Raw genomic sequence first — 26,466 nt, 5'->3', positions numbered from 1 at the left:
CGAGTCTTAACTGGGCGTTAAGTTGCAGGGTATAGACCCGAAACCCGGTGATCTAGCCATGGGCAGGTTGAAGGTTGGGTAACACTAACTGGAGGACCGAACCGACTAATGTTGAAAAATTAGCGGATGACCTGTGGCTGGGGGTGAAAGGCCAATCAAACCGGGAGATAGCTGGTTCTCCCCGAAAGCTATTTAGGTAGCGCCTCGTGAATTCATCTCCGGGGGTAGAGCACTGTTTCGGCTAGGGGGCCATCCCGGCTTACCAACCCGATGCAAACTACGAATACCGGAGAATGTTATCACGGGAGACACACGGCGGGTGCTAACGTCCGTCGTGAAGAGGGAAACAACCCAGACCGCCAGCTAAGGTCCCAAAGTCATGGTTAAGTGGGAAACGATGTGGGAAGGCACAGACAGCCAGGATGTTGGCTTAGAAGCAGCCATCATTTAAAGAAAGCGTAATAGCTCACTGGTCGAGTCGGCCTGCGCGGAAGATGTAACGGGGCTAAACCATGCACCGAAGCTGCGGCAGCGACACTATGTGTTGTTGGGTAGGGGAGCGTTCTGTAAGCCTGCGAAGGTGTGCTGTGAGGCATGCTGGAGGTATCAGAAGTGCGAATGCTGACATAAGTAACGATAAAGCGGGTGAAAAGCCCGCTCGCCGGAAGACCAAGGGTTCCTGTCCAACGTTAATCGGGGCAGGGTGAGTCGACCCCTAAGGCGAGGCCGAAAGGCGTAGTCGATGGGAAACAGGTTAATATTCCTGTACTTGGTGTTACTGCGAAGGGGGGACGGAGAAGGCTATGTTAGCCGGGCGACGGTTGTCCCGGTTTAAGCATGTAGGCTGGTTGTCCAGGCAAATCCGGATAATCAAGGCTGAGGTGTGATGACGAGTCACTACGGTGATGAAGTAACAAATGCCCTGCTTCCAGGAAAAGCCTCTAAGCATCAGGTAACACGAAATCGTACCCCAAACCGACACAGGTGGTCAGGTAGAGAATACCAAGGCGCTTGAGAGAACTCGGGTGAAGGAACTAGGCAAAATGGTGCCGTAACTTCGGGAGAAGGCACGCTGGTGTGTAGGTGAAGTCCCTGCGGACGGAGCTGAGACCAGTCGAAGATACCAGCTGGCTGCAACTGTTTATTAAAAACACAGCACTGTGCAAACACGAAAGTGGACGTATACGGTGTGACGCCTGCCCGGTGCCGGAAGGTTAATTGATGGGGTTATCCGTAAGGAGAAGCTCTTGATCGAAGCCCCGGTAAACGGCGGCCGTAACTATAACGGTCCTAAGGTAGCGAAATTCCTTGTCGGGTAAGTTCCGACCTGCACGAATGGCGTAATGATGGCCAGGCTGTCTCCACCCGAGACTCAGTGAAATTGAACTCGCTGTGAAGATGCAGTGTACCCGCGGCAAGACGGAAAGACCCCGTGAACCTTTACTATAGCTTGACACTGAACACTGGTCCTTGATGTGTAGGATAGGTGGGAGGCTTTGAAGCGTGGACGCCAGTCTGCGTGGAGCCAACCTTGAAATACCACCCTTTAATGGCTGGTGTTCTAACGTGGACCCGTAATCCGGGTTGCGGACAGTGTCTGGTGGGTAGTTTGACTGGGGCGGTCTCCTCCCAAAGAGTAACGGAGGAGCACGAAGGTTGGCTAATCCTGGTCGGACATCAGGAGGTTAGTGCAATGGCATAAGCCAGCTTGACTGCGAGCGTGACGGCGCGAGCAGGTGCGAAAGCAGGTCATAGTGATCCGGTGGTTCTGAATGGAAGGGCCATCGCTCAACGGATAAAAGGTACTCCGGGGATAACAGGCTGATACCGCCCAAGAGTTCATATCGACGGCGGTGTTTGGCACCTCGATGTCGGCTCATCACATCCTGGGGCTGAAGTAGGTCCCAAGGGTATGGCTGTTCGCCATTTAAAGTGGTACGCGAGCTGGGTTTAGAACGTCGTGAGACAGTTCGGTCCCTATCTGCCGTGGGCGCTGGAGAATTGAGGGGGGCTGCTCCTAGTACGAGAGGACCGGAGTGGACGCATCACTGGTGTTCGGGTTGTCATGCCAATGGCACTGCCCGGTAGCTACATGCGGAAGAGATAAGTGCTGAAAGCATCTAAGCACGAAACTTGCCCCGAGATGAGTTCTCCCTGACTCTTTAAGAGTCCTGAAGGAACGTTGAAGACGACGACGTTGATAGGCCGGGTGTGTAAGCGCAGCGATGCGTTGAGCTAACCGGTACTAATGAACCGTGAGGCTTAACCTTACAACGCCGAAGATGTTTTGGCGTGAGAGACGATTTTCAGCCTGATACAGATACAGTCAGAGCGTGATGAACGGTCTGACAACAGAATTTGCCTGGCGGCTTTAGCGCGGTGGTCCCACCTGACCCCATGCCGAACTCAGAAGTGAAACGCCGTAGCGCCGATGGTAGTGTGGGGTCTCCCCATGCGAGAGTAGGGAACTGCCAGGCATCAAACAAGTGAAGAGGCCATCCGCAAGGATGGCCTTTTTGCGTTTTTGTCAACTAAAAAATAGCTTTCCGACATTTTTGCCTTGTCTCCAGCCTGCATAATATTTCATTTTAAATAGCCTATCCTTATCCTTTCAGGATGTTTAAGGAGACGTTATTTGACCAGTCATTCCTTCAATTACGAGCAAGATTTCGCCAGCATTAATTTCCGCGATCATCCTGAGCGTTATCAGGTGGGGCGTGGTGAACAAGGTGTTTTGCTGGTTGAGCCCTATAAGAGTGAAATCCTGCCCTGGTGGCGTTACAAAGATCCTGAATCTGCCAGGAAATCAGCTGAAAAAATTTACCAGCTATTCGAAACCTATCGGCAGCAGGATGACTTTGTTGGTATGGATATGGCCCGTAAATTTATACAAATGGGGTATACCCGTGCCCGGCGTTACGCCAACTATAAAGGGGGTAAAAAATATGCTGAGGGTGGTGGTCTTCACCAAAGGGGAAACGATCCGGTAAAAGCCGCCGCTGCGGCAATTTTTAAAAAATGGTGGGATAAAATTCGCCAGGATGAAGACTATCTCCAGCGTAAACGCAAACATATCATGCGCTGGGGATAGGTATATTCTTAGGCTATCATTCTGAAATGATAGCAGGCAAACTATTAACACTATATTTACTTTTTACCCCGGCGTAATCTGATTTATATAACAAATCAATGATGTCCGATCAGAGGGGGAAAATATGGCAGGCGTCACCATTCGTCCTGAGCATAAAACAACCGATTTGACTGACGTACGCCGCAGAGTATGGGCAATTGTTAGTGCCTCATCGGGAAACTTGGTGGAGTGGTTTGATTTTTATGTTTATTCATTCTGCTCGCTCTACTTTGCTCACATCTTTTTCCCCGCCGGAAATACAACGACCCAGCTACTTCAGACCGCAGGCGTTTTCGCTGCCGGATTTCTTATGCGACCAATTGGCGGCTGGCTGTTTGGGCGTATTGCTGACAGACATGGGCGCAAAACCTCCATGCTGATTTCAGTATGCCTGATGTGTCTGGGATCACTAATGATCGCTTGCTTACCGGGTTATGACCGCATTGGTACATGGGCTCCGGCATTGCTATTACTGGCAAGGTTGTTGCAGGGATTATCCGTTGGTGGTGAATACGGCACCAGTGCAACTTACATGAGCGAAATTGCCATTGAAGGTCGCAAAGGATTCTATGCCTCTTTCCAGTACGTGACCTTGATTGGTGGTCAACTGTTGGCACTTCTGGTAGTAGTGGTTCTTCAGCAGATCTTTGATGATGCTGAGCTACGTGCATGGGGCTGGCGTATTCCCTTTGCAATCGGTGCTGCACTTGCCGTTGTGGCGCTCTGGTTGCGTCGCCAACTGGATGAAACGTCGAAAAAAGAGGTGCGGGTATTAAAAGAAGCGGGGTCGCTCAAAGGGTTATGGCGTAACCGCCGGGCGTTTATTATGGTGCTCGGCTTTACCGCAGGCGGCTCGTTGTGTTTCTACACTTTCACGACGTATATGCAAAAATATTTGGTTAATACGACCGGCATGCCCGCCAGTGTGGCCAGTATCGTGATGACCGTGGCGTTATTTGTTTTCATGCTTATTCAGCCCCTGATAGGCGCCTTATCTGATCGTATTGGCCGCCGTGCTTCCATGCTCTGCTTCGGTGGGCTGGGAACGCTCTTCACTTTACCCATTTTAAGTGCACTACAGTATGTTTCATCGCCTTATGCCGCTTTTGCACTGGTGATGGTGGCGTTGATTATCGTGAGCTTCTATACCTCTATAAGCGGTATCCTGAAAGCCGAAATGTTCCCGGCACAGGTCCGTGCGCTGGGCGTGGGATTATCTTACGCTGTTGCCAATGCCTTGTTCGGCGGTTCCGCTGAGTATGTCGCACTGTCGCTGAAATCGGCAGGCATCGAGACCATCTTTTTCTGGTATGTCACCGCGTTTTGCGCACTGGCATTCATCGTTTCGTTGATGTTGCACCGAAAAGGTAAAGGTATTCGTCTTTAATGGTTGGCCAGTTGCCACACTGCGTAACCCGTTGTTGCGCCTGCAACATCCCAGGCAAAATCTTTCCAGCTCCAGCCGCTTCCTGTGGGGCGGCTATCCCATAGTTCTTTTGATGCTCCAAGGCTTACGGAAAACATCAGGCCGTACGTTGCGCTACGATCGCGGCTATATCCCTGATGTTGTGCATATTCATTGGCCGCAGCGGAGAGCATGGCGGAAGCAATAAAATGCTGCGCTTTATCCTGTCCGCTCCATTGGTCATTTGCCATATGTGCGCACCCGGTCAACCAGAATGCACACGTCAACATTAAACAACGCATCATAGAGAAACCTGGAAAAAAGCCCCATCAAATGACGGGGCCTGATATTACAGAATGCGGCTAATAAGTTTATCGATACGAATGCGACGCAAGCGGCGAATGAGCTTACGTACTTTTACCGGATAATCGGCGATACTTTGCAGATCGCGATAATGGTTAACCACCGTGGTATGGGTACGGATAAGCTCCAGCTCTTTGTCCCGCTGAGCGGCTAATTGATGTTTCGGGTCATGGATCAAAATGGCATTTTCCAGATCCAGACGCCAGGCGCGCGGATTAAGGTTATTCCCCGTCAGCAGTATCCACTCATTATCAACCCACATTCCTTTGAGGTGATAGCTATTGTCTTCGTCTTTCCACAAACGCACGACCAGTTGATCGGTATTGACGTAATACTGCAGACGACTCAGGAAACGGCGCAGGTTAATTTCATACAGATAAGGCAGTGCGCCAATAATTTTAAAGGGCTGATCTTCGGGAATAAAAAAGTCATTAGCCGTTTTATCACCAACGATAATTTCGACTTTTTTGCCTTCGCGCAGGAGCTGAATAATATTACGTACCAGCACCGCTGGCAGGTTAAAATAAGGCGTACAGATGACCAGCTTTTCTTCCGCGCAGGGCATCAGATGAAAAATGGTCTTATTCAGCAAACTGGTTTTTCCAAGTCCAACCAGTGGCGTAACGGATAGCTGATCGTTGTCGGCATCGCCCTGAAAATGATAGGCCGCATCGCGTAATTCCTGACGATACAGACGAATATCATTCTTGATTTCAGGGCTTTTCGGGCGCTGTGCGTTATCGAGACGGTTTACACCGCGTCCTTCAATCAGGTTCTGTCTGACCCACCCCAGCATGATATCCGCCATTTTTGGGTTGCGGATTAGCTGGTAGCGATCGTAGCGGTATTTGTCGTGTTGATGGAGATAGACATCGTTCAGACTCGCGCCGCTATACAGCACACTGTCGTCGATGATAAAGCCTTTAAAATGCAGTACGCCAAGCGCTTCACGGGTATTTACTGGCACGCCGTAAACCGGAATATCAATGCCTGGATTTTCTTGCGCCATACGGCAATACCAGTCGGCGTTGGTGTTGGATGCTGCCGCACCGATACGACCACGCTGTGCCCGGTGCCAGTCGACAAGCACGCAGATTTCAAGTTCAGGGCGCTGACGTTTGGCGTCATAGAGGGCGTTCAGGATACCTTTACCGCCATCATCCTGCTCAAGGTAAAGAGCGACGATGCAGATACGGCGCGTTGCGCTGGCAATTTTCTCCAGCAATGTCTCCCTGAAAGAAGCGGGAGAGTAGAAAAACTCTACATCATCAACTGATTGGGAAAGCTTGGGTAGTTGGGCAAGGTGTTGTTGATGTTTATTACGCTTAAATTTTGACAACATCACAGTGCGTTTCTTCTCTGTTTATTGAAAGGGCTTCTGTCCGATAACCCCGACAGAAGCGGACAATGATAACACCAGTACCTGTGAAAGTGGTCAACATTTCCAGTACCTTACTCAGGATTCACCGGTCTGCCTCAGATTAAGGGACAATCCAACGATCCCATCCTCAAGCTGAATGTCGACCTCAAATCCCAGTTTACGCGCCAGAGTTACCATGCCGCGATTGTTTGGCATGGTAATACCATTCAAACGCTTAAGTCCGTGATCCCGAGTGTAACTGATGAGCTTTTCCAGTAGACGTCGCCCAAGACCCAATCCTTTCAAATCGGAACGAACCAACACTGCAAATTCGGCATCAATGTTATCCGGGTCAGAGATGGCGCGGGTTACGCCAAGGATCTCATCCTTTCCTTCTACCTGACGTACAGCAACAAATGCCATTTCCCGATCGTAGTCGATCTGCGTCATATTCGCTAAATCGTCATGGGTAAATTCGTTGATCTCGCTGAAATAGCGGTAATACAAATCTTCCTTTGTGACCCTGGCGATGAATTCCTGTAGCTGCGGTTCATCCTCAGGAAGAATAGGGCGGAAAAGCGAGGTCTCGCCGTTTTTTAATACCACGGTCTCTTCCAGCTGTTGCGGATAAGGGCGAACTGCGAGGCGACTTTCGCCGTTGCCACTAAAAGCCTCGACCGTGAGGCTGACATCCAGCGCGGTGAATTCATTGCCGGATGCAAGCAGAGGATGAATGTCCAGACGCTGAATTTCGGGGCAGTGCACAATAAGATTCGATACCTGAACCAGAAACTGACTCAGACCGGCAATATCCAGCGTGCGCAGGGCACTACGCCCGCGGATCTTTTTATTTTTAATGGCCTGGATAACCAGATAACGCGCCAGATTCATATTCAGCGGTGGTAGCGCAACGGCAGCCTGCTCCTGCGCGCGCCACTCAACGCCGCCTTCTCCCAACATGATCAATGGACCAAAGACCGGGTCGGATTCGACAACCACACGCAGTTCCTGTGCACCGGCACGGTTTGCCATGCTTTGTACCTGCAAACCATGGATACGCGCCTGCGGCCAGTTCATTTTCACGCGGTCGATAATCGCATCTGCGGCCTGCTGAACCTCTGTCGCAGTACGCAGATAGAGCATGACACCCTGAACCTCAGATTTATGCGGAATATCCGGTGAGCGTAATTTTAGCGCTACGGGGTAACCGATCTGTTCAGCAATATGTACGGCTTCGGCGCTATCGCCGGCGATCCAGGTCGGCAGTGTCTGAATACCCCAGGCGCTAAGTATCGGCTGCACTTCATGGGTATCAAGCGTGGTTGCCCCTTCCGCGATAGCCTGCTGGAGCAACTGATGAGCTTCGGCTGTATTGGCCGTCAGGTGAGTGGGCAGGGCGGGCGTTTCACGTAATTGCTTCTGGTTACGTCGGTACTCGACCATATGCATAAATGCAGTGATCGTCCCTTCGGGCGTACGGTAGGTCGGCAGGCTTGCTTCACTGAACAACCGTCGGGCTTCCTGGGAAGAGTATTCGCCACACCAGTTTGTAAGTATCGTAACGTATTTGCCGCGCGGATGTTTTTTCAACGCCTCAATGAGCGCCAGCGCGCTCTCTTTGCCGGGGGCAGCGGCGCTCGGAGAATGGATAATCATCAATGCATCAAAATCCTGGCTATCGAGCAGGATATCAAGTGCGGTGATGTAGCGATCGTTGCTGGCATCATCGCGTAAATCCAGCGGATTACCCACATTGACATAATCGGGCAATCCATCCCGAAGGCGTGCCAGCGTATCGTCACTCAACTTTGCCAGTTTGCCATTACGTGACCACAGCTGATCGAGCGCCAGCGCGGCAGGGGCGGCACCGTTACTGATGATCATCAGACGCTCGCCGCGAAGCGGACGCATATGACTGAGTGTTTCAACTGCGGAAAACAGTTCATGCGTATCCTGCACACGCAGCAACCCGGCGCGCTGTATGGCCGCGTCCCAGGCTGGATCCAGGCCGGCCCGCGTCTGCAGAAGTCGCTGGGCTTCGGGGCTACGGCCACTCTTGATAACCAGAATCGGTTTATTGCGCGAAGCGCTGCGAGCCGCCGAGACGAAACGACGCGCATCACTTAAATGTTCGAGATAGAGCAGAATGGCGCTGGTTTTGGTATCGCGTGCCAGGAAGTCCAGCAGTTCATCGACATCGATATCCAGGCTGTCACCCAGCGCAATAAAATAGGAAAATCCCATCTCGCGTTGTTGAGCCCAGTCCAGAATGGTGTTGGAGACGGCGGCGGATTGCGAGATAAATGCAAGTTTGCCACGGGTAATTGGTACCGGAGAGAAACTGGCATTAAGACCCTGCCAGGGCGCGAGTAACCCCATACTGTTTGGCCCGAGCAGGCGCATCTGGTAACGCCCTGCACAGCTCAGCAGGTCGGCATGTTGCTCAGGGGTTGCAGAAAGAATGATGCAGGTTTTACAGCCCTTCTTACCAAGCTCTTCCAGCAAAGGCAGATTACGTTTTGCATTGGTGCAGAGTACGGCGAGGTCCGGCACATAGGGCAGGCTGGCGATATCCGGCCATGCCAGTACCCCAAGTACGGCTTTGTACGCGGGCGTCACCGGCAAAACCGGGCCGGCAAAACCGCCAGCCAGAAGATTGCGCATCATCAGGAAACCGGCGCGATCCGGTTTCATTGATGCCCCGATCACGGCGATCGACTTGGGACGTAACAACGCTTCCAGCCCACGTTGGCTCATACCGGCCTCCAGAAAAGAGTGACCCGATGATTTTAAACGTTTTCTGGTTCTTTTGCTGTGACACTACGCTGATGATTGGCTTTACCTGCCAGGTAACGTTCGCGAAAGAGGGAGAAATGTGCTCCGAGGCTTTTTGCGGCAGGTTGATCGCCCGCTAAATCCAGAAGCGCAATCGCGACTTCGGCGGTGCAGTACTGATCCTCGGCATGCGACTCACGCAGACGATAGGCTGATACCCGTGACAGATCGACGGAGATCACCGGCAGAGCGTCCAGGTAAGGACTTTTGCGGAACATTTTGCGCGCTTCGGTCCAGGTACCGTCCAGCATGATAAAAAGCGGCGGTTTTCCTGATGGCGGTGCGGATAATACCTGTCGTTCGCTTCCTGCATAGGATGCGGGAAAGACGACCATTGGCTGGTATTCTTCGCTGGCACATAAATCAATAAGCGCCTGGGGCGGATCAGTCCTTGACCAGAGAAATGCCGTTGTGTCAGGCAGAATATCGGCGATAAGCCTACCTGTATTACTGGGCTTCATGGGCTCAGTATCGAACATTACCAGACAAAACCGACTACGGGCCGTACCGGGTTGTAACGTGTCGCACAGGCACTGTTGTTTGGGCAGCAGGCAACGCTGGCAACGAATAACGCGATTGCCTCGGGCAAGGAAGGGGCGGGTAGAACGAGCAATACGCATTGCCCGGAGCTTAAGTACGGCGTTTTCAGTCATGAGAATCGCGTGAAAAACGCCATTGTCGCAGAGCTGAAAACGGGGCACAAGATGTGCCCCGCCAGGATTAGAGAGATTCGTTAAGCCAGCTATTAAAAGGGGCTTTTGGAACGGCACCGCTTAAAATGTCCACTACCTCGCCATTTTTGAACAACATGATGGTTGGGATGCTGCGGATACGAAAGCGGGCGCTGAGTTCACGTTCTGCTTCGGTGTTCACTTTGACGAAGCGGACTTTGCCGCTACGCTCTTCCGCAATATCTTCAAAAATTGGCGCGAAGCTACGGCACGGACCACACCAGGGTGCCCAGAAATCGACAACGACCGGCAGGTCATCTTTCAGCAACTTATCCAGCGTTTCGCCAGTGGCGTTAATCACATCGCCGTCGAACAGCTCATGTCCACAGCGTCCACATTTTGCGACATCGTTAATGCGCGCTTCGGGAATGCGGTTAAGCGCCTGACAGCTTGCACATACGGTATTCATAACTAACCTCAGGAGGACAATGGTACAGAGTGGCACAAGGCCGATATGTTTCTAATATGTTACATATTATTGATGAAGTGGTTTTAAACGACAATGCGATTTATTCAATGAATATAATAGTCGATAGCTTTTGAATGAATTAATGGCTAAGCGCCGACACATCAGGTAATCTGCGCGCTCGCGCAGCGCTGGTGGAGAAAAGCATGAACGATGAACTGAAAAACAAAAGCGGCAAAGTCAAAGTGATGTATGTCCGCAGTGACGATGATTCCGATAAACGCAGCCAAAACCCGCGTACCGGGAAAGGGCCAGGGCGTAGCGGATCGTCTCGTGCCGACGCTGGCCGTCGCCCCGCTCGCGAAGAGAAAAACAGTGGCCGCCGTCCTGCTCGCGAGGAGCGAAGCAGTGACCGCGGCCGTGACCGCCCACAGAGTGATTCCCCGTGGCGTACCGTTTCGCGCGCGCCGGGTGACGACACGCCGGCAAAGCCGGATCACGGTGGGATCAGCGGTAAAAGCTTTATCGATCCTGAGGTACTGCGCCGTCAGCGTGCGGAAGAGACCCGCGTCTATGGTGAGAATGCCTGCCAGGCGCTGTTTGCCAGCCGTCCTGACTGCATTGTACGCGCCTGGTTTGTTCAGAGCGTGACCCCGCGCTTTAAAGAAGCACTGCGCTGGATGGCCGCTAACCGCAAAGCCTACCACGTAGTTGATGAAGCTGAGCTGGCAAAAGCGTCCGGCACCGAACACCACGGCGGCGTCTGCTTCCTGATTAAAAAACGTAATGGCACCAGCGTTAAGCAGTGGGTTGCTCAGGCCGATGCTGAGGATTGTGTTCTGGCGCTGGAAGATGTGGGCAACCCACATAATCTGGGTGCGATGATGCGCAGCTGCGCGCATTTCGGCGTGAAAGGCGTTCTGTTGCAGGATGCGGCTGTTATCGAGTCCGGTGCGGCAGTTCGTACGGCGGAAGGCGGTGCGGAGCACGTACAGGCCATTACGGGCGATAGCTTCCTTGAGGCGCTGGACGCTTTCCGTAAAGCCGGTTACGCCATCGTGACTACATCCAGCCATAAAGGTACGCCGCTGTTTAGTGCAACATTGCCGAAGAAAATGGTGCTGGTGCTGGGTCAGGAACGTGATGGTCTTTCCGATGCTGCGCTTGATAACGCGGATCTGAGTATCTCGATAAACGGCACTAACAATGTTGAGAGCCTGAACGTGTCGGTGGCAACGGGTGTGTTGCTGGCCGAATGGTGGCGTCAAAACAAAGCCTGATAAAATCCAGATCAGCATGTCTGTATAGCATGCTGATCTCTTCTCTCCTGTGTCTGTTCGCTTTTATCCCCTGATGAAATTCATCAAAATGAATGCTTCCATAACCCATGCTGGTTGCACCAACTGTATGCGGTAAACCCTCGTTTGCAGTTAAATTTGCATTGGCTACCTTTGCAAACCGGACGATCGCAGTAAACGTATGCATCGTTTTCGGCCGGACGAGATTCTGGAAGATGAGCAGGCATGGGCAACCGACTGCCTGCGTAACGTTGAGTACTCTACGGGAAATAAAAGGGTGCTGATAACACCGCCTGTTTCGCTTCTGGGCATGGGAGAATCGCAGATAAAACCGTCCCGGCGACTGGGACACCACTCACAACAAATTCTGACTGAATATGGATACTCAACTAAGGATATCGACATGTTACATCAGGAGGGCGCAGTCATTTTACCCGTCTGATGATTTCATTATTTAAATCATTTGCTGTGCTGGTCTTCGAGTGCTGAACAGCGATATTCCGGTTCACTGTTCACGACAGGCCAGCCATGCCGTGCAGCAGCACTGAGAAGAGTAGAGGAGCATTGATGGCAACCACTATTCCTACTTATGCATTATACGGTGAGCAGTCTGGGCTAAGCTGGGAGAATTTTTTCAACGTTGAGATGATCTCTTTGCGTTCAAAGGATCTGAACTGGCGGGCAAGTCCACATGTACATGATTCGCTGATCCAGGTGCTCTTTATCCAGAGAGGGCAGGTCGAAGCGCTGATGAACTGCTCGCGACAACTGGCCAAAGCCCCTTGCCTGATCCTTGTTCCCGCCCAGACTGTTCATGGTTTTCACTACACGCCAGATACCGAAGGACTCGCCATTACCGCTTCGCAGCGACCGCTGGAGTCGGTTATGGGCGTGCTGGCACCGGATATCCTCAAACTGGTGCACAAACCGTGCATTATTTCGCTGGAATATTTCCCCGAAGAGAAGGACGTTATCTGGGAATTTTATTATTCCATGCTCAATGAATTACGCGTGCCAATGATTAATCAGACAGCAATGTGCGCGTCACTGTTTATCTCCATGTTTGTTCATCTCTCGCGGATTACCGAGCCCGGTGTCGGCGATCAGCAGATGGATAATTCGTCGCGCAAGGCATCGCAGATCAACAAATTCCTCGCCATCGTCGACCAGAAATTTCGCCAGCGGCTGACGGTAAATGATTATTCCTGTGAAATGGGAATGTCGCCCGGGCATCTCTCGCGGCTGTGCCGTTTAACGCTGGGGATGTCGAGCCTGGATGTGATTAATATGCGGGTTATTCAGGAAGCACAGCGCGAGCTGGTATATACCTCGAAGACCATCAAACAACTTGCCGCCTTTCTGGGATTTAACGATGAAGCATATTTTACCCGTTTCTTTCACAAACATACTGGCGTGAGTCCCAGTCAGTTCCGGGAACGGGCCGTGCGGGAAATTGCGATGGGAGAAGAGTACCTTTGAATGCGTTCGACACATCCCGCCATAGCTGCGGGATGTGAACTGCGATATTTATTCACTTTCTGCGGGTAACACGGGCATCCAGTCAATTGGTGTCTCGCCGTGCTTTTCCAGCCACTCATTTGCCAGAACAAAGTGCTTACAGCCAAAGAAGCCTCTGTGTGCTGATAACGGTGACGGGTGGGGCGCTTTCAATACATGGTGGCGTTTACCGTCGATAATCGCCCCTTTCTTCTGTGCATGCGATCCCCAAAGTAAAAACACCACGCCTTCACGGTGTTCATTTATCAGGCTGATAACTTTATCGGTAAACGTCTCCCAGCCAAGGCTGGCATGGGAATGCGCCTGCCCGGCACGTACCGTTAAGACGGTATTGAGAAGGAGCACCCCCTGGTGTGCCCAACTTTCCAGATAACCATGCGTCGGGCGAACGAATCCGGGCACCGACTGCTCAAGCTCTTTATACATATTAAGTAATGATGGCGGGATGGCGATGCCGGGACGCACCGAAAATGCCAGCCCATGAGCCTGACCCGGGCCGTGGTAGGGATCCTGTCCAAGGATCACAACTTTGACGTTACCCAGCTCAGTAAAACGAAACGCATTAAAGACATCTTTTTGCGGCGGGTAGATGGTGACGCCGGACTGCCGTTCTGTCGCTACCGCGCTGAGGGTATTGATAAAGTAAGGCTTTTGTTTCTCTTCTGCCAGCACATCGTGCCATGTTAATGAGGTGGTCATCCCGCTCTCCTGCCAATTCCAGTGACTGTAGCTTAACTGCTTCTTCCGCTGGCGCAAAATCGACACGCAAAACAGAAAGTTAAACACTTAAAAAAATTTGAATATTTACAAAAATTTTAAGAGGGTGAAAGTTGCTAACTTGATGTAAAACAATAAATTCCAGCTATTACCTTTTTTATGGTGTGGTTTTTATTGATTTTAATCAAAGAATCAGGGGTGTGCGGAGGGTATATATACACTCAAGCAACAATGGTTTTACCAATTGGCCGCCATAAGGCCGATCAAATCAAAAATAATGCCTAAGGGAGGCACATCATGATTACTGGTATCCAGATTACTAAAGCTGCAAACGATGATCTGTTGAACTCATTCTGGTTACTCGACAGCGAAAAAGGTGAAGCGCGCTGTGTTTGTGCAAAAGCCGGTTATTCCGAAGATGAAGTGGTTGCCGTGAGCAAACTGGGTGACATTGAATACCGCGAAATTCCGATGGAAGTGAAACCGGAAGTGCGCGTGGAAGGCGGTCAGCACCTGAACGTAAACGTGTTGCGTCGCGAAACGCTTCTTGATGCTGTCGAACATCCGGAAAAATATCCGCAGCTGACCATCCGTGTTTCTGGCTATGCCGTACGTTTCAATTCTCTGACGCCGGAACAGCAGCGCGACGTTATCGCTCGTACCTTTACTGAAAGCCTGTAACTCTCAGGCTGCAGAAATAAAAACGCCGGGCTATCCCGGCGTTTTTTTTACTCTTCTTTATTTTGATGTTCTGCCGGCGCAGCGCTTGGCTTACGGCGCTTACCAATATTTTTGGTATCACGGTGGCGAAGCTTAACGCGTGGCTTCTCTTTTTCTTTCTCTTTTTTCTTCTCTGCACGCTTAGCCAGCACTTTCTTCGACGGCTTGCCAGTCATTTTTTCGCTCGGTGCGCGCGTAGTGGGACGCAGTTCATCAATCACGCGCATTTTCAGCGGCTCTTCAACGTAGCGACCAATTTTCTGCAACAGCAGATGATCGTGGGTTTCGACCAGTGAAATCGCGGTACCTTTGCGCCCCGCGCGACCGGTACGGCCAATGCGGTGCAGATAGGTATCACCACTGCGCGGCATATCAAAGTTAAACACGTGGCTCACGTCAGGAATATCGATACCACGGGCGGCGACATCGGTTGCAACCAGCACATTGACGCGACCATCAGTCAGACGCTTGATGCCTTCAACGCGTTTTGCCTGTGCCATCTCACCTTCAAGATAGCAGTTGTTAATACCCGCTGAACGCAACTGTTCCGCCAGTTCGTGTACGCGCTCGCGTTTACGTACGAAGACGATAGAACGGGTTACGCCCTCCTGCTTGAGCAAATGCTTAAGCAATTCCAGCTTGTGTTCGTAGTTGTCCGCACGGTAGTACCACTGGTGGATCTTTTTACGTTCCCGGGTAGAGGGTGTCGCAGAGACTTCAACCGGATCTTCCAGCAGACGTTCGGCAAAATCTTTGATCGCTTCACCTTCCAGCGTTGCAGAGAAAAGCATGGTCTGTTTGCGCCAGCGCGTTTCGCCTGAAATATGCTCGATATCCTGTGCAAAACCCAGATCCAGCATACGATCCGCTTCGTCGAGAATCAGCGTTTCGACCGCACGGCAGTCAAAATTCTCTTCTTTAATGTATTGCAGCAGGCGGCCTGTGGTTGCGACCACGATATCCTGGTTTTCGCTGAACACTTCGGCATGGTTCATATAGGCCACACCGCCAGTGATGGTAGCGATATCCAGATGGGTATTTTTTGCCAGCTCGCGGGCGTGGTCGGCCACCTGCATCGCCAGTTCACGGGTCGGCGTCAGGATGAGAATGCGTGGCGGGCCAGATTTCTTACGCGGGAAGTCCAGCAGGTGCTGCAACGCTGGCAGCAAATAAGCCGCCGTTTTACCCGTACCGGTCGGCGCTGAGCCAAGTACATCACGCCCTTCAAGCGCAGGCGGAATGGCGGCGGCCTGGATGGCGGTCGGGCGTGTGAAACCTTTCTCCTGGAGCGCGTCCAGTAGGCTGTCGTCGAGTTCGAGTTCGGAAAAAGTCGTTACAGTCATGATCTACCTCTGTGTGGGGCGCTGATTATAGACGTTACGGCTGCAATCTTCATCTGTTTGTAAGCTTATTACTTTTCCGGCGCTTTGCTTTCACCTATGCTACGTCTGTTTCCGTATAGAGGTTGTAAAGATGCCCCACCAGAAGGCGCAGTTGCGCCGCGATGGTTTCACATTTAAAGCGTTTTTTGTTGCACATGATCGTTGCGCCATGAAAGTCGGCACAGACGGCATCTTACTCGGTGCCTGGTCACCTGTTTCACAAGCGAAAAGGGTGCTGGATATTGGCACTGGCAGTGGGCTGGTGGCGCTGATGCTGGCGCAGAGAACAACCGATGCGGTCATCATCGATGCGGTGGAACTCGATGAGCAGGCGGCCATACAGGCGCAGGAGAATGGGCAGGCGACACCCTGGTCCGATCGTTTTCACGTCCATCATGCGGATATTCGCGAATGGTGTGCGGGGCAAACCGCACGCTACGATTTGATTGTCAGCAATCCGCCTTTTTTTGCGCAGGGTGTGCAATGCGCCACGCCGGAGCGTGAGCAGGCGCGATATACCACGACTCTCGATCACGCGGTACTACTGGAATGTGCGGTATCGCTTATCACAGAAGACGGCTTCTTTTGCGTAATACTTCCCGTAGATGTGAGCGAAGCCTTTGCCCAAAAAGCGCAGGGCATTGGCTGGCACCTGCGGTTACGTACGGATGTGGCGGAGTATGAAAATCGCCCGCCACATCGCGTATTAATGGCATTTTCGCCAACGCCCGGTGAATGCTTCACCGACTGGCTGGCGATCCGCGGTGCCGATCAGCATTACTCTGAAAGTTACACTGCGCTCACTCAGGCTTTCTATTTATTCATGTAAGTGCGTGGCGACAAAACCGTTGGGCCGGATTCAGGCAACTGGTCCGGATAATCCAGCGTATAGTGCAAGCCACGGCTTTCCTTGCGCGCCATGGCGCAGCGCACGATAAGCTCGGCCACCTGCACCAGGTTACGCAACTCCAGCAAATTGTTCGACACGCGGAAATTGGCGTAATACTCATCAATTTCCTGCTGGAGCAAGGTAATACGTCGTAACGCACGTTCCAGACGTTTGGTGGTTCGCACAATGCCGACGTAATCCCACATAAACAAGCGCAGCTCATGCCAGTTATGCTGCAAAATCACCCGTTCATCGGCATCATCGACGCGGCTTTCGTCCCAGGCGGGAAGCGCCGGGGCAGGGCGGGTTATGCCCAGTCGGCGATCAATATCTTCTGCCGCTGACCAGCCGTAAACCAGACATTCGAGCAGCGAGTTGGACGCCATTCGGTTGGCACCATGCAGGCCCGTATAGCTGACTTCGCCAATCGCATAGAGTCCATCAACATCAGCCCGGCCGTGTTCGTCCACCATGACGCCGCCGCAGGTATAATGCGCCGCAGGCACAATCGGAACCTGATCTTTGGTTAAATCGATACCCAGCCCCAGCAATTTTTCATAGATCATCGGGAAATGGTGGCGGATGAAAGCCTCAGGCTTGTGGCTGATGTCGAGATACATACAGTCAACTCCCAGACGTTTCATCTCATGGTCAATGGCGCGGGCCACAACATCGCGCGGCGCCAGTTCGCCGCGAGGGTCGAAATCCGGCATGAAACGCGTGCCGTCCGGGCGTTTAAGATGAGCGCCTTCACCGCGCAGGGCTTCGGTTAACAGGAAGTTGCGCGCCTGTGGATGATACAGCGCCGTTGGGTGAAACTGATTAAACTCCAGATTTGCCACGCGACATCCGGCGCGCCAGGCCATGGCGATACCATCGCCAGACGCGATATCCGGGTTGGTGGTGTACTGGTACACTTTCGATGCGCCACCTGTTGCCAGCACGACGGCTTTTGCATGGCAGGTCTCCACAACCTCTTTATTACGGTTCCAGAACCATGCGCCCACGACGCGACGCGTGCCGGGCAGGCCGATTTTATCGGAAACAATTAAATCAACCGCGTTACTGCGTTCAATAATATGAATGTTTCGATGATTCAACGCTTTGCTGACCAGCGTATTTTCGACCTCTTTGCCGGTGGCATCAGCGGCATGCAGAATGCGGCGGTGACTATGGCCGCCTTCTCGGGTCAGGTGATAGCTTTCGCTTCCTTGCGCATCAACCTGAGTATCGAACGCCACGCCCTGGTCGATCAGCCACTGCACGCACTGACGGGCGTTACTGGCAACAAACTCTGCCGCCTGACGTTCAACAATACCTGCTCCGGCAATCAGCGTATCTTCGACGTGAGACTCAACGCTGTCGGTTTCATCAAACACGGCGGCAATACCGCCCTGCGCATAAAATGTTGAGCCTTCACTAACCGGCCCTTTGCTTAACACGATAACCTTGTGGCGTTCAGCGAGGCGCAGAGCAACAGACAGGCCTGCGGCACCGCTGCCAATAACCAGCACATCGCAAGAAAGTTCGGGGGTTGTTTTCATGATGGTGTGTTTAATTTACTAAACAATGTTGGGGCAGCATAGCACCGTGTTGCGCCATAACGTAGCCATTTTTTAATAATTTGTACTAACGGCTAAACACAGGAGGGGCGCATAAAGGCGGTGTGCGGAAGAAAATCGTTATCTGGCAGATTGTTAGCTGATATGGATTAGGTGATGAAAAAAAGGCTGTGTTGCGTTACTCTCTGGCGGTCCTCGGGTCTTTTCATGTTCAAAATACCCGATACAGAGTTTGTGGACTTATAATGAGTCATAATGAAAAGTCTGCAGAACGATTCACAAAAACAAAGGCGTAACGGAACTTTTTACTGAACCTTCGCTCTAAATGGCTGCTTGCTCATATAGTGCAGTTTTGGAGTGGCGTTTCATTTACGCGTGGAAATAGGTTTTGGGGAGATTTTACCTCGGATGAGCGAGCAGTTAACGGATCAGGTCCTTGTTGAGAGGGTCCAGAAAGGAGATCAGAAGGCGTTTAACTTACTGGTGGTGCGCTACCAGCATAAAGTGGCGAGTCTGGTTTCCCGCTATGTGCCTTCTGGCGATGTGCCTGATGTCGTACAAGAGTCATTTATTAAGGCTTATCGCGCGCTGGACTCGTTCCGGGGAGATAGTGCTTTTTATACCTGGCTATACCGTATCGCGGTGAATACAGCTAAAAATTATCTGGTTGCTCAGGGACGCAGGCCACCATCAAGTGATGTCGATGCGATAGAAGCAGAAAACTTCGAAAGTGGCGGTGCGCTGAAAGAAATTTCGAACCCTGAGAACTTAATGTTGTCAGAAGAACTGAGACAAATAGTTTTCCGTACTATTGAGTCGCTCCCGGAAGATTTACGCATGGCAATTACGTTACGGGAGTTGGATGGTCTGAGCTATGAAGAGATAGCCGCTATCATGGATTGCCCGGTAGGTACAGTGCGATCACGTATCTTCCGAGCGCGGGAAGCTATTGATAATAAAGTTCAACCGCTTATCAGGCGTTGACGATAGCGGGATACTGGAAAAGGTATTAGGCATGCAGAAAGAACAACTTTCCGCTTTAATGGACGGTGAAACCCTGGATAGGGAGCTGCTCTCTGAGCTGTCTCGCGATCCTGAAATGCAGAAAACCTGGGAGAGCTACCATCTCATTCGCGACGCAATGCGTGGTGATACGGCTGATGTTCTCCACTTCGATATCTCAGCCCAAGTTATGGCCGCGATTGAAAATGAATCTGTTCAACCGACAACACCATTGATTCCCGAGGCCCAGCCTGCGCCACATCAGTGGCAGAAAATGCCGTTCTGGACGAAAGTCCGTCCGTGGGCAAGTCAATTGACGCAAATGGGCGTGGCTGCATGTGTATCGCTTGCAGTTATTGTGGGTGTCCAGCACTATAATGGCCAGTCTGAATCCACCCAGCAGCCAGAAGCACCCGTGTTTAATACACTGCCGATGATGGGCAAAGCCAGCCCGGTAAGTCTGGGTGTTCCGGCTGATGCAACGGCGGATGTCGGTCAGCAACAGCAGGTGCAGGAACAGCGTCGTCGTATTAACGCCATGTTGCAGGATTACGAACTGCAACGTCGTCTGCACTCCGAACAGCTTAAGTTTGAGCAGGCACAAACGCAGCAGGCTGCTGTGCAAGTGCCAGGAAATCAAACGTTAGGAACCCAATCGCAGTAATGAAGCAACTTTGGTGTGCCATGTCTTTTGTGGCAGCAGGCCTGTTCTTCTCCAGCAACGCCTCGGCAGATACCTCGTCCGGGGCGTTGTTGCAGCAGATGAACGTGGCGAGCCAGTCACTCAACTATGAACTGTCCTTTATCAGCATCAGTAAGCAAGGGGTAGAGTCTCTGCGTTACCGCCACGCGCGTGTAAACAATCAGCCTCTCGCTCAGCTTTTGCAAATGGACGGCCCGCGGCGGGAAGTGGTACAGCGTGGCAATGAGATCAGCTACTTTGAGCCGGGTCTTGAGCCCTTTACGCTGAATGGCGACTACATTGTCGATTCGCTCCCTTCGCTGGTATATACCGATTTCAAACGCCTTTCGCCTTATTACGATTTTATTTCTGTCGGACGTACGCGAATTGCCGATCGCTTGTGTGAAGTGATCCGGGTTGTTGCCCGTGACGGAACGCGCTACAGCTACATTGTCTGGATGGATGCGGAAACGCGCCTGCCAATGCGTGTGGATCTGCTCGACAGAGATGGTGAAACGCTGGAACAATTCCGCGTGATTGCCTATACCGTAAACGGACAGGTCGCCAGCACGATGCAGACGCTGGCAAAAGCCAATTTGCCGCCGTTGCTTTCTGTTCCGCAGGGCGACAATGTGGTCTTTAACTGGATGCCCGCCTGGCTACCACAAGGTTTTAGTGAAGTTTCCAGCAGTCGCCGTCAGCTCCCTACCGTCGACATGCCTGTAGAGTCCCGTCTTTATTCCGATGGCCTGTTTAGTTTCTCGGTGAATGTAAACCGTGCTAATCAGAACAGTGCCGATCAGATGTTGCGTACGGGACGCCGGACCGTGAGTACAACCATCCGTGATAACGCTGAAATTACCATTGTGGGTGAATTACCCCCACAAACGGCTAAGCGCATTGCGGACAGCGTCAAATTCAGGGCTGCACAATGATTAAAGAGTGGGCGACTGTCGTCTCATGGAAAAACGGTGAAGCGCTGGTAGAGTGCGACGTTAAAGCCTCCTGCAGCAGCTGTGCTTCGCGTAATGGATGCGGGAGCCGCGTACTGAACAAGCTTGGGCCGCAGATGACCCATACCCTGTCCGTGTCGTGTGAGCAGCCACTGGTTGCCGGGCAAAAAGTGGAACTGGGAATTGGTGAAGCCAGTTTGTTGACCTCAGCGCTACTGGTGTATATGTCTCCGCTGGTTGGCCTTTTCCTGATGTCGGCACTGTTTCAGACGCTTTTCAACCGGGATCTGGCTACATTGTGTGGCGCAATCCTGGGTGGGGTTGGCGGCTTTTTACTGGCGAAGAGTCTTTCACCAAAACTGGCGAATCGTTCCGAATGGCAGCCCGTGATTATCAGCGTTGGCCTTCCTCCTGATCTGGTCCGCATCGACAATTCACCTGCCGAATAATGCCTGTGATTTTCCTGTCTTACCGGGGGAAATGTGCAGCCTGGTTTGTTGCCAGTATGAGCATTTCCCCGCATTGTGGTTGTAGTGTAGAATGCGGCGTTTCAGACTTTTGACGTCAGGCTCCGAACCGCGGCCTCTTAGTAATTCGTAAGGCAAAAAATCTCCCTATATGAAGAATATACGTAACTTTTCGATCATTGCTCACATCGATAATTGATACCCCGACACCCTCCGCAAACCTCCGACAAATCCCCCTCCAGAACCTTCTAAAATAAGCCACCATAAAAAATATACTGGTTGCATGTACAGTCAGCCTACGACACCATAAGACACGGTTTTTGTGTCCATCAGCGAGTCCATATCCTATGATGGACACAGAATCGAACATTCTGATGGACACGTGCAGGTTGAAAACATGGCTATTTCAGACAGTTATCTAAAGTCGTGCCTTGGGCGCGAGCGCGAAAAAGTTGAAGAAAAAGCAGATCGTGATGGCCTATGGGTTCGCATTTCCCTGAAAGGGGCGGTAACGTTTTTCTACCGGTTCAGATTTCTTGGCAAACAGGACAAGATGACAATCGGCAGTTACCCGGAGTTCAGCCTCAAGGCTGCCCGCGACGAAGTGGCTAAATGGGCCGCTATCCTTGCCAGGGGAGAAAACCCCCGCATCAGGCAGAGCCTCGATAAAGCAAAAATAAACAGCCAGTACACCTTCGAAGAGTTGTTCCGGGAATGGTATTCCATGGTCTGCATTCAGAAAGAAACTGCCGGGCAGATCCTGCGCACGTTTGAGCTTCACGTCTTTCCAAAAATAGGTAAGTACCCGGCGCACCAGTTGACGCTGCATAACTGGCTCACCGTTCTTGACCGGCTGGCTCAGGGATACAGTGAGATAACCCGCCGGGTCATTAGTAACGGCCGCCAGTGCTATTCATGGGCGGTGAAGCGGCAACTGCTGGAAGTTAACCCGCTTTCTGAAATGTCTGGCCATGACTTCGGCATCAAGAAGCAAATGGGTGAGCGAACGCTGGACCGGAAAGAACTGGCGCTGGTCTGGCGCGCCATTGAAGATTCGCGACTGATTGAGAGAAACAAGATCCTCTACAAGTTGTCGCTGTTCTGGGCGTGCAGGGTGGGCGAGTTACGCCAGGCGGAAATATCCCATTTCGATTTTGAAGAGGGCATCTGGACAATTCCGTGGGAAAACCATAAAACGGGCCGCAACACTAAAAAGCCACTGGTGCGCCCCATCATCCCGGAGGTTGTCCCGCTAATCAGGCGCGCTATTGAACTGGCGCCAGGGCAATATGTTTTTTCCCGTTTCGCCGATAAGCCGATGAGCGAAGGTTTCCACATGAGCATCAGTAGCAACCTGGTAAAGTTCATGCTGAAAGCCTATAACCAACAGGTTCCGCATTTTACCATTCACGATCTGCGCCGGACTGCGCGTACCAATTTTTCTGAGCTGACCGAACCGCATATTGCTGAAATAATGCTGGGCCATAAATTGCCCGGTGTCTGGTCGGTGTACGACAAGCACACCTATCTTGATGAGATGAGGGTTGCATACGGTAAGTGGTGGGCCCGACTGATGAGCATCATCGAGCCCGACGTTCTGGAGTTCACGCCGCGTCAGGCCGTATGATGCGGCCTTTGCTGTCACGTGCCACGTTCAGGTGTGACATCGGGCGACGAGTCTGCCTGGACATTTCCCTGATTTGCCATTCGGTAACCCTGGTCGTAAGCCATTTATTGGAACCGCCCATAAATGAACAATCAGGCTCAGGGAATGGGTTGCTGCCATCAGGTCGTTTTCTGTAACGGTCCAGGGTACGTGATGAAATGCTCAGGTGAACGCAGATCTCCCTGGTGCTCATCCATTCGAATTTTTCGCTATGTTTTTTGCTCATTTTCACACCTATGGCCCCTTCCGGGGCCGTCAAATTCAACGTTGATGCTTACCGCGTTTTTCTGCGTCAGCCTGGCAACTCGCACACATCCGGCAGCCTGGTGCTGCCCGGCGCCGCGCATCTTCGATTTCATCCCCGCATTCGTCACAGTGGGTAGCCGATACTGCGTTGCGGTTGATGCGCATGTTAGCCACTGCCTGGTCTACGTGCAGTTGAGCCAACTCGTTCGCTGTGTCTATGGTGTCTGGCTTCATGCTGCACGCTCCTGTTTAGGCATCAGTGCGTCACGGACGCATGGTTTGTAGTAGTGATGAAAGGCGAAGGTCAGCCCTAATTTAGTTGGGCGTTCGTGCCCACCAAGCAGCCCGAGGCGAAAGCAGATTGTGGTTGCAGTCCAGCCAGAGTGATAACCAGCGGCACGTTTCATGACGGTCTCAGCCAGGATGGTGCGAAAGTCAGTGCGCCCAAAATTGGTGCCTTCAAACGCCTTGTTAATGACTTCATCAGTCAAATGCGCGTCGATTGCATTATTCATGGTTAGCTCCTTTGCTGGCGTGTAACGCTGCTTTGTAACTGGCTTTGGCCTCTTTCTTGGTTTTGCGCCATTCACCGTAAATGCTCACATCGCGGTAATTCCCGATACGGTACATCTGGCAATTCCCGTTGCTGTCGTACCTCACGCATGGCTTGTTGATGCCCAGCCATTCGTGGAAATAATTGCCGCACTCGGCATCGAGATATTCCTGGTAGTTGCGTTTTGCCTCATACTTGCGCGCGCTAATTTTTGGCGGTTCGTAATCCACTACTTCGCCATAAACAATGCCGTCGATTGGGTGATAGCGTTCCGGCGAATGGTGAGGCGCGGTATCAAGCACCACGCCGATGTAATGGCCGAAATCTTTAACGATGGTGCCCGGTTCGCCGTAGGCCACGACGCGGCGACCGACGCAGGCATTCACGCCATAATGGAAGTTCACGTATTCGAAGCTCATGCGGCACCGCCTTCGACGCATTTAAAGTCGATTACCCATACCCATGGATTGGCGTCAAAGCTGCCGGCGCCGTTCGTCTTGTCCCACCAAGCTTTGAAGCCATGCATTTCAGGACTTGTTCCAACCGGTACACCCGCTATTGCGTAATGCTCTGCGTGGTTGAATGCGCGGCCTGCTGGGGTGTGTTCGTACTCGAGCATGTCTCCGAGGTCATCCAGCAAATGACCTTCGTCGGCATCCTTGAGGCGCTGCACGCGTACGCCAGTAATCTCCAGCGTTATGCGGGAAGCCCAGTGCGGCATGTGGATTGATGGGACAATATTTCCCTCTCCGTTGCGATAACGGTAAAGGTCAATCCATAACCCTGAGTCGAGAGGGTGTGCATTAACAGGAATATCTTTGCCGCCGGCAGAGTAACGAACAACATCTAAACCTGATTCAAGTTCAACAGCCTGGCATGCCTCCCGCACCCAGATGCGATCGCCTGTACAGCCGAACGGGCAAGCAATTGTCATGTCTTCGTTGCGCACCATTGTTCTTCCAGCATGAAAAGGGATCCAGTAACCAGGCGTGCCGCATTCATCTTCCGGACCAATTTTTTCAGGTTGTGGACTCATAATCCGCCGCGTCTGCGTCATGCGCCCATCTATCAGCGCACGGACCTGATATTCGTTGAAAATCATTCCACGTTCAGTCATTCCAGGCCTCCAGCTCGTTCTGTATCTCCTCATCGATTTCATCGGTTGTGGCATCTTCGTTGAGGTGATCCAGTGCCTCTTTGCGGTATTGCTCGCGGCGTTCGCGATACCAGTCGGCAAACTCTGGAGACCATCCGATTATTCCAAAATCTACGCGGGCGTTTTCCTCGGCCATGCGTTCAACCATGCAATCAGCAGTAGTTAACGCGCAGTCGCGGATGTAGCCACGGAGGTGACGTTTACGCCAGTACGGATTTACCTTTGAATCGCAGAGCGGTTTAAACTCAACTTCCCAGCGGCGGATGCAGCGTGCATTCAGTGATTTACTCATATCAATACCGGGAGGCCGAAGCCTCCCGCCTCCCTTAGCCCACGTATTCCGGTTTCATGTCCAGCAGCGTTACGCTGTACCGTTCATACAGTTCATCGCCGAGGTGCCGCTTGGCCGCTGCCAGTAATTTCTCAACCTCCTGGAATCGCACTTCGGCGTCTGATTCATCCGGTTGTGGCAGGGAATTGATCGCCGCTTCCACTTTGTTGCGAGCATCCACCAGGTAATAGCGTTTGACCGCCTTGTTTTTCAGTTCGGTGAACAGGGCAGAGCCCAGCACCGCTTTCTTCGATTCGATATCAGCGCGCACGGCTTTGGCGCTGTCGACGTCCTCAGACGCTTCAATGCGGTCACGGAAATCATCGGCCAGCGAGTCAATGGAATGCGTGGAATCCTGCACGCTGGTGGTTGTTTCCACCTCGGAAGTGATCTCCTGCACGGTCTTTCTCGCCCCAGAGACCGGATTAATTTCTTTCTCCGTTCGTTCTTCAACCTCATCAGGGCTGTAAACACCTAAAATCACATCCGGGCAATACAAACGCGCCCAGCGTTTTACAGCGAGATAAGCAAGCTGCTGACGAGGGTCGCTGGCCCACAGGGTTGAATTACGCACCTGAGCCTGAGACAACATCAAAACCAGTTCACGTGGTTCGTCCTCGCCCTTCATTGTTGCCCAGACACGGATCCCTACACCTGCTTCATCTTTTAAATCCCAGCCTGGGGCAATGTACTTATTGCCCTTAGAACTGGTTTTCTCTACGAAACGACCAACGATGTTTTCCCATGCTCCAAACCATTCGTAATGCAGGCGGTCTTTTGTTGGTGACATGTTGGTTACGACGGCGTTTACCAGTTGCGCTTCGTAACCCAGCACACCGCTATTACCAACAATGTGAGTTTTCTGGGCGACGGCGAACGGATCCATGCCCCATCGTGCTGCCTGCATTACCACTGCCATGCAGGCATCAGGTTTACCGCGAAAATGTTCGGGAACAAATGCGCCGCTGTTTGCCATCACCGTTGATAATGTCCGTAGACGGTCGAATAACTCACCATTGGTAAGAATGGAAATGTTGTCGATCATCTGTGTTTTGTTTTCGCTGGTTGAAATTGCTGTGGACATAGTCATTTCC

At 52.0% G+C, this 26,466-nt stretch carries 27 protein-coding genes and 2 rRNA genes; 14 read left to right on the top strand and 15 right to left on the bottom strand.

The window, feature by feature from the left end:
• From AAIG39_RS21875 to AAIG39_RS21860, 4 genes are all read left to right on the top strand, one after another.
• A 23S ribosomal RNA gene (locus AAIG39_RS21875) occupies nt 1-2,270 on the top strand; the annotation flags it as partial.
• Nucleotides 2,271-2,361: 91 nt separating this feature from the next.
• A 5S ribosomal RNA gene (gene rrf, locus AAIG39_RS21870) occupies nt 2,362-2,477 on the top strand.
• A gap of 158 nt (nt 2,478-2,635) precedes the next feature.
• Nucleotides 2,636-3,091: a DUF4385 domain-containing protein gene (locus AAIG39_RS21865; protein ID WP_090086077.1), complete on the top strand. Its 456-nt coding sequence runs from the start codon at nt 2,636-2,638 to the stop codon at nt 3,089-3,091.
• A 124-nt stretch (nt 3,092-3,215) separates the two neighbouring features.
• Complete coding sequence (locus AAIG39_RS21860) at nt 3,216-4,517, top strand: MFS family transporter (protein ID WP_343194736.1); 1,302 nt, start codon at nt 3,216-3,218, stop codon at nt 4,515-4,517.
• Here the strand turns inward: AAIG39_RS21860 and AAIG39_RS21855 are convergent.
• The 5 genes from AAIG39_RS21855 to trxC all read right to left on the bottom strand — a co-directional run bounded on the left by AAIG39_RS21855 (nt 4,514) and on the right by trxC (nt 10,233).
• Nucleotides 4,514-4,837, bottom strand: coding sequence for a YfiM family lipoprotein (locus AAIG39_RS21855; RefSeq protein WP_090086386.1), 324 nt, complete (start codon nt 4,835-4,837; stop codon nt 4,514-4,516). The two genes, AAIG39_RS21860 and AAIG39_RS21855, sit on opposite strands and share 4 nt — an antisense overlap.
• Nucleotides 4,838-4,884: 47 nt before the next feature.
• Nucleotides 4,885-6,240 (bottom strand): CDP-diacylglycerol--serine O-phosphatidyltransferase, encoded by a 1,356-nt coding sequence (gene pssA, locus AAIG39_RS21850; protein ID WP_249569622.1) that lies wholly within the window; start codon nt 6,238-6,240, stop codon nt 4,885-4,887.
• A gap of 114 nt (nt 6,241-6,354) precedes the next feature.
• Entirely contained in the window at nt 6,355-9,015 is a 2,661-nt protein-coding gene (locus AAIG39_RS21845; protein WP_090086082.1) for a bifunctional acetate--CoA ligase family protein/GNAT family N-acetyltransferase, read from the bottom strand.
• Nucleotides 9,016-9,047: 32 nt separating this feature from the next.
• Nucleotides 9,048-9,746, bottom strand: a complete 699-nt coding sequence (locus AAIG39_RS21840; RefSeq protein WP_090086388.1) for a tRNA-uridine aminocarboxypropyltransferase — start codon at nt 9,744-9,746, stop codon at nt 9,048-9,050.
• A 67-nt stretch (nt 9,747-9,813) separates the two neighbouring features.
• The gene (gene trxC / locus AAIG39_RS21835; RefSeq protein ID WP_249569617.1) at nt 9,814-10,233 is read right to left on the bottom strand and encodes a thioredoxin TrxC; all 420 of its coding nucleotides are present in this window, start codon (nt 10,231-10,233) and stop codon (nt 9,814-9,816) included.
• 203 nt (nt 10,234-10,436) lie between these two features.
• Here trxC and AAIG39_RS21830 point away from each other — a divergent pair, with 203 nt between their 5' ends.
• The 3 genes from AAIG39_RS21830 (at nt 10,437) to AAIG39_RS21820 (ending at nt 13,007) form a co-directional block, all read left to right on the top strand.
• Complete coding sequence (locus AAIG39_RS21830) at nt 10,437-11,510, top strand: tRNA/rRNA methyltransferase (RefSeq protein ID WP_343194735.1); 1,074 nt, start codon at nt 10,437-10,439, stop codon at nt 11,508-11,510.
• A 199-nt stretch (nt 11,511-11,709) separates the two neighbouring features.
• A complete protein-coding gene (locus AAIG39_RS21825) occupies nt 11,710-11,970 on the top strand; it encodes a hypothetical protein (RefSeq protein ID WP_343194734.1) in 261 nt (86 codons plus the stop codon).
• 125 nt (nt 11,971-12,095) lie between these two features.
• Nucleotides 12,096-13,007 carry a helix-turn-helix domain-containing protein gene (locus AAIG39_RS21820; RefSeq protein ID WP_090086088.1) on the top strand — a complete coding sequence of 304 codons (912 nt, stop codon included), beginning with the start codon at nt 12,096-12,098 and terminating at the stop codon, nt 13,005-13,007.
• Nucleotides 13,008-13,055: 48 nt separating this feature from the next.
• Here AAIG39_RS21820 and ung read toward each other — a convergent pair whose 3' ends face one another.
• Nucleotides 13,056-13,745: a uracil-DNA glycosylase gene (gene ung, locus AAIG39_RS21815; RefSeq protein WP_090086090.1), complete on the bottom strand. Its 690-nt coding sequence runs from the start codon at nt 13,743-13,745 to the stop codon at nt 13,056-13,058.
• A 315-nt stretch (nt 13,746-14,060) separates the two neighbouring features.
• Between ung and grcA the strand changes: the two genes are divergently transcribed.
• Nucleotides 14,061-14,444, top strand: a complete 384-nt coding sequence (gene grcA / locus AAIG39_RS21810; RefSeq protein ID WP_039079560.1) for an autonomous glycyl radical cofactor GrcA — start codon at nt 14,061-14,063, stop codon at nt 14,442-14,444.
• A gap of 47 nt (nt 14,445-14,491) precedes the next feature.
• Here the strand turns inward: grcA and srmB are convergent, their stop codons facing one another.
• Nucleotides 14,492-15,826, bottom strand: coding sequence for an ATP-dependent RNA helicase SrmB (gene srmB / locus AAIG39_RS21805; protein ID WP_343194733.1), 1,335 nt, complete (start codon nt 15,824-15,826; stop codon nt 14,492-14,494).
• 130 nt (nt 15,827-15,956) lie between these two features.
• Here srmB and trmN point away from each other — a divergent pair, with 130 nt between their 5' ends.
• Entirely contained in the window at nt 15,957-16,694 is a 738-nt protein-coding gene (gene trmN / locus AAIG39_RS21800) for a tRNA(1)(Val) (adenine(37)-N(6))-methyltransferase TrmN (RefSeq protein WP_343194732.1), read from the top strand.
• Here trmN and nadB read toward each other — a convergent pair.
• Nucleotides 16,679-18,298: an L-aspartate oxidase gene (nadB, locus tag AAIG39_RS21795; RefSeq protein ID WP_343194731.1), complete on the bottom strand. Its 1,620-nt coding sequence runs from the start codon at nt 18,296-18,298 to the stop codon at nt 16,679-16,681. The genes trmN and nadB overlap by 16 nt on opposite strands.
• A gap of 426 nt (nt 18,299-18,724) precedes the next feature.
• Here nadB and rpoE point away from each other — a divergent pair, with 426 nt between their 5' ends.
• The 5 genes from rpoE to AAIG39_RS21770 all read left to right on the top strand — a co-directional run bounded on the left by rpoE (nt 18,725) and on the right by AAIG39_RS21770 (nt 23,047).
• Entirely contained in the window at nt 18,725-19,300 is a 576-nt protein-coding gene (rpoE, locus tag AAIG39_RS21790) for an RNA polymerase sigma factor RpoE (protein ID WP_000003307.1), read from the top strand.
• 31 nt (nt 19,301-19,331) lie between these two features.
• Nucleotides 19,332-19,982 (top strand): anti-sigma-E factor RseA, encoded by a 651-nt coding sequence (gene rseA, locus AAIG39_RS21785; RefSeq protein WP_039079564.1) that lies wholly within the window; start codon nt 19,332-19,334, stop codon nt 19,980-19,982.
• Nucleotides 19,982-20,935 (top strand): sigma-E factor regulatory protein RseB, encoded by a 954-nt coding sequence (rseB, locus tag AAIG39_RS21780; protein WP_090086097.1) that lies wholly within the window; start codon nt 19,982-19,984, stop codon nt 20,933-20,935. Before rseA ends, rseB begins: the two co-directional genes overlap by 1 nt.
• Nucleotides 20,932-21,402 (top strand): SoxR-reducing system protein RseC, encoded by a 471-nt coding sequence (gene rseC, locus AAIG39_RS21775; RefSeq protein WP_343194730.1) that lies wholly within the window; start codon nt 20,932-20,934, stop codon nt 21,400-21,402. Before rseB ends, rseC begins: the two co-directional genes overlap by 4 nt.
• A gap of 415 nt (nt 21,403-21,817) precedes the next feature.
• Nucleotides 21,818-23,047, top strand: coding sequence for a tyrosine-type recombinase/integrase (locus tag AAIG39_RS21770; protein ID WP_343194729.1), 1,230 nt, complete (start codon nt 21,818-21,820; stop codon nt 23,045-23,047).
• Here AAIG39_RS21770 and xis read toward each other — a convergent pair.
• Genes xis through AAIG39_RS21735 form a run of 7 tightly spaced genes read right to left on the bottom strand, consistent with a single transcriptional unit; the run spans nt 23,025 to nt 26,456 of the window.
• Nucleotides 23,025-23,312, bottom strand: coding sequence for an excisionase Xis (gene xis, locus AAIG39_RS21765; RefSeq protein ID WP_343194741.1), 288 nt, complete (start codon nt 23,310-23,312; stop codon nt 23,025-23,027). The two genes, AAIG39_RS21770 and xis, sit on opposite strands and share 23 nt — an antisense overlap.
• A gap of 35 nt (nt 23,313-23,347) precedes the next feature.
• Nucleotides 23,348-23,566 (bottom strand): TraR/DksA family transcriptional regulator, encoded by a 219-nt coding sequence (locus AAIG39_RS21760; RefSeq protein ID WP_343194728.1) that lies wholly within the window; start codon nt 23,564-23,566, stop codon nt 23,348-23,350.
• A complete protein-coding gene (locus AAIG39_RS21755) occupies nt 23,563-23,847 on the bottom strand; it encodes a hypothetical protein (protein ID WP_343194727.1) in 285 nt (94 codons plus the stop codon). The genes AAIG39_RS21760 and AAIG39_RS21755 overlap by 4 nt, the downstream gene beginning before the upstream one ends.
• The gene (locus AAIG39_RS21750; RefSeq protein WP_343194726.1) at nt 23,840-24,304 is read right to left on the bottom strand and encodes a hypothetical protein; all 465 of its coding nucleotides are present in this window, start codon (nt 24,302-24,304) and stop codon (nt 23,840-23,842) included. Before AAIG39_RS21750 ends, AAIG39_RS21755 begins: the two co-directional genes overlap by 8 nt.
• Complete coding sequence (locus tag AAIG39_RS21745) at nt 24,301-25,002, bottom strand: hypothetical protein (RefSeq protein WP_343194725.1); 702 nt, start codon at nt 25,000-25,002, stop codon at nt 24,301-24,303. Before AAIG39_RS21745 ends, AAIG39_RS21750 begins: the two co-directional genes overlap by 4 nt.
• Entirely contained in the window at nt 24,995-25,333 is a 339-nt protein-coding gene (locus AAIG39_RS21740; protein WP_343194724.1) for a hypothetical protein, read from the bottom strand. The genes AAIG39_RS21745 and AAIG39_RS21740 overlap by 8 nt, the downstream gene beginning before the upstream one ends.
• 34 nt (nt 25,334-25,367) lie before the next feature.
• Entirely contained in the window at nt 25,368-26,456 is a 1,089-nt protein-coding gene (locus AAIG39_RS21735; protein ID WP_343194723.1) for a RecT family recombinase, read from the bottom strand.
• Nucleotides 26,457-26,466: the final 10 nt, after the last annotated feature.

The sequence above is a fragment of the Phytobacter palmae genome, assembly GCF_039409775.1.
In the GTDB taxonomy this organism is placed as follows: domain Bacteria; phylum Pseudomonadota; class Gammaproteobacteria; order Enterobacterales; family Enterobacteriaceae; genus Phytobacter; species Phytobacter palmae.
The sequence above is the reverse complement of the archived record's forward strand: the minus strand, read 5'-3'. Positions and strand labels throughout refer to the sequence as shown.

Coding starts and splice junctions, on each gene's coding strand:
- rpoE (WP_000003307.1), top strand. CDS start 18,725: ATGAGCGAGCAGTTAACGGATCAGGTCCTTGTTGAGAGGGTCCAGAAA.
- rseC (WP_343194730.1), top strand. CDS start 20,932: ATGATTAAAGAGTGGGCGACTGTCGTCTCATGGAAAAACGGTGAAGCG.
- AAIG39_RS21735 (WP_343194723.1), bottom strand. CDS start 26,456: ATGTCCACAGCAATTTCAACCAGCGAAAACAAAACACAGATGATCGAC.
- AAIG39_RS21750 (WP_343194726.1), bottom strand. CDS start 24,304: ATGAGCTTCGAATACGTGAACTTCCATTATGGCGTGAATGCCTGCGTC.
- trmN (WP_343194732.1), top strand. CDS start 15,957: ATGCCCCACCAGAAGGCGCAGTTGCGCCGCGATGGTTTCACATTTAAA.
- AAIG39_RS21820 (WP_090086088.1), top strand. CDS start 12,096: ATGGCAACCACTATTCCTACTTATGCATTATACGGTGAGCAGTCTGGG.
- AAIG39_RS21845 (WP_090086082.1), bottom strand. CDS start 9,015: ATGAGCCAACGTGGGCTGGAAGCGTTGTTACGTCCCAAGTCGATCGCC.
- srmB (WP_343194733.1), bottom strand. CDS start 15,826: ATGACTGTAACGACTTTTTCCGAACTCGAACTCGACGACAGCCTACTG.
- AAIG39_RS21860 (WP_343194736.1), top strand. CDS start 3,216: ATGGCAGGCGTCACCATTCGTCCTGAGCATAAAACAACCGATTTGACT.
- nadB (WP_343194731.1), bottom strand. CDS start 18,298: ATGAAAACAACCCCCGAACTTTCTTGCGATGTGCTGGTTATTGGCAGC.
- AAIG39_RS21745 (WP_343194725.1), bottom strand. CDS start 25,002: ATGACTGAACGTGGAATGATTTTCAACGAATATCAGGTCCGTGCGCTG.
- rseA (WP_039079564.1), top strand. CDS start 19,332: ATGCAGAAAGAACAACTTTCCGCTTTAATGGACGGTGAAACCCTGGAT.
- AAIG39_RS21760 (WP_343194728.1), bottom strand. CDS start 23,566: ATGAAGCCAGACACCATAGACACAGCGAACGAGTTGGCTCAACTGCAC.
- AAIG39_RS21770 (WP_343194729.1), top strand. CDS start 21,818: ATGGCTATTTCAGACAGTTATCTAAAGTCGTGCCTTGGGCGCGAGCGC.
- AAIG39_RS21825 (WP_343194734.1), top strand. CDS start 11,710: ATGCATCGTTTTCGGCCGGACGAGATTCTGGAAGATGAGCAGGCATGG.
- AAIG39_RS21755 (WP_343194727.1), bottom strand. CDS start 23,847: ATGAATAATGCAATCGACGCGCATTTGACTGATGAAGTCATTAACAAG.
- AAIG39_RS21740 (WP_343194724.1), bottom strand. CDS start 25,333: ATGAGTAAATCACTGAATGCACGCTGCATCCGCCGCTGGGAAGTTGAG.
- AAIG39_RS21840 (WP_090086388.1), bottom strand. CDS start 9,746: ATGACTGAAAACGCCGTACTTAAGCTCCGGGCAATGCGTATTGCTCGT.
- pssA (WP_249569622.1), bottom strand. CDS start 6,240: ATGTTGTCAAAATTTAAGCGTAATAAACATCAACAACACCTTGCCCAA.
- grcA (WP_039079560.1), top strand. CDS start 14,061: ATGATTACTGGTATCCAGATTACTAAAGCTGCAAACGATGATCTGTTG.
- rseB (WP_090086097.1), top strand. CDS start 19,982: ATGAAGCAACTTTGGTGTGCCATGTCTTTTGTGGCAGCAGGCCTGTTC.
- trxC (WP_249569617.1), bottom strand. CDS start 10,233: ATGAATACCGTATGTGCAAGCTGTCAGGCGCTTAACCGCATTCCCGAA.
- ung (WP_090086090.1), bottom strand. CDS start 13,745: ATGACCACCTCATTAACATGGCACGATGTGCTGGCAGAAGAGAAACAA.
- AAIG39_RS21855 (WP_090086386.1), bottom strand. CDS start 4,837: ATGCGTTGTTTAATGTTGACGTGTGCATTCTGGTTGACCGGGTGCGCA.
- xis (WP_343194741.1), bottom strand. CDS start 23,312: ATGAGCAAAAAACATAGCGAAAAATTCGAATGGATGAGCACCAGGGAG.
- AAIG39_RS21830 (WP_343194735.1), top strand. CDS start 10,437: ATGAACGATGAACTGAAAAACAAAAGCGGCAAAGTCAAAGTGATGTAT.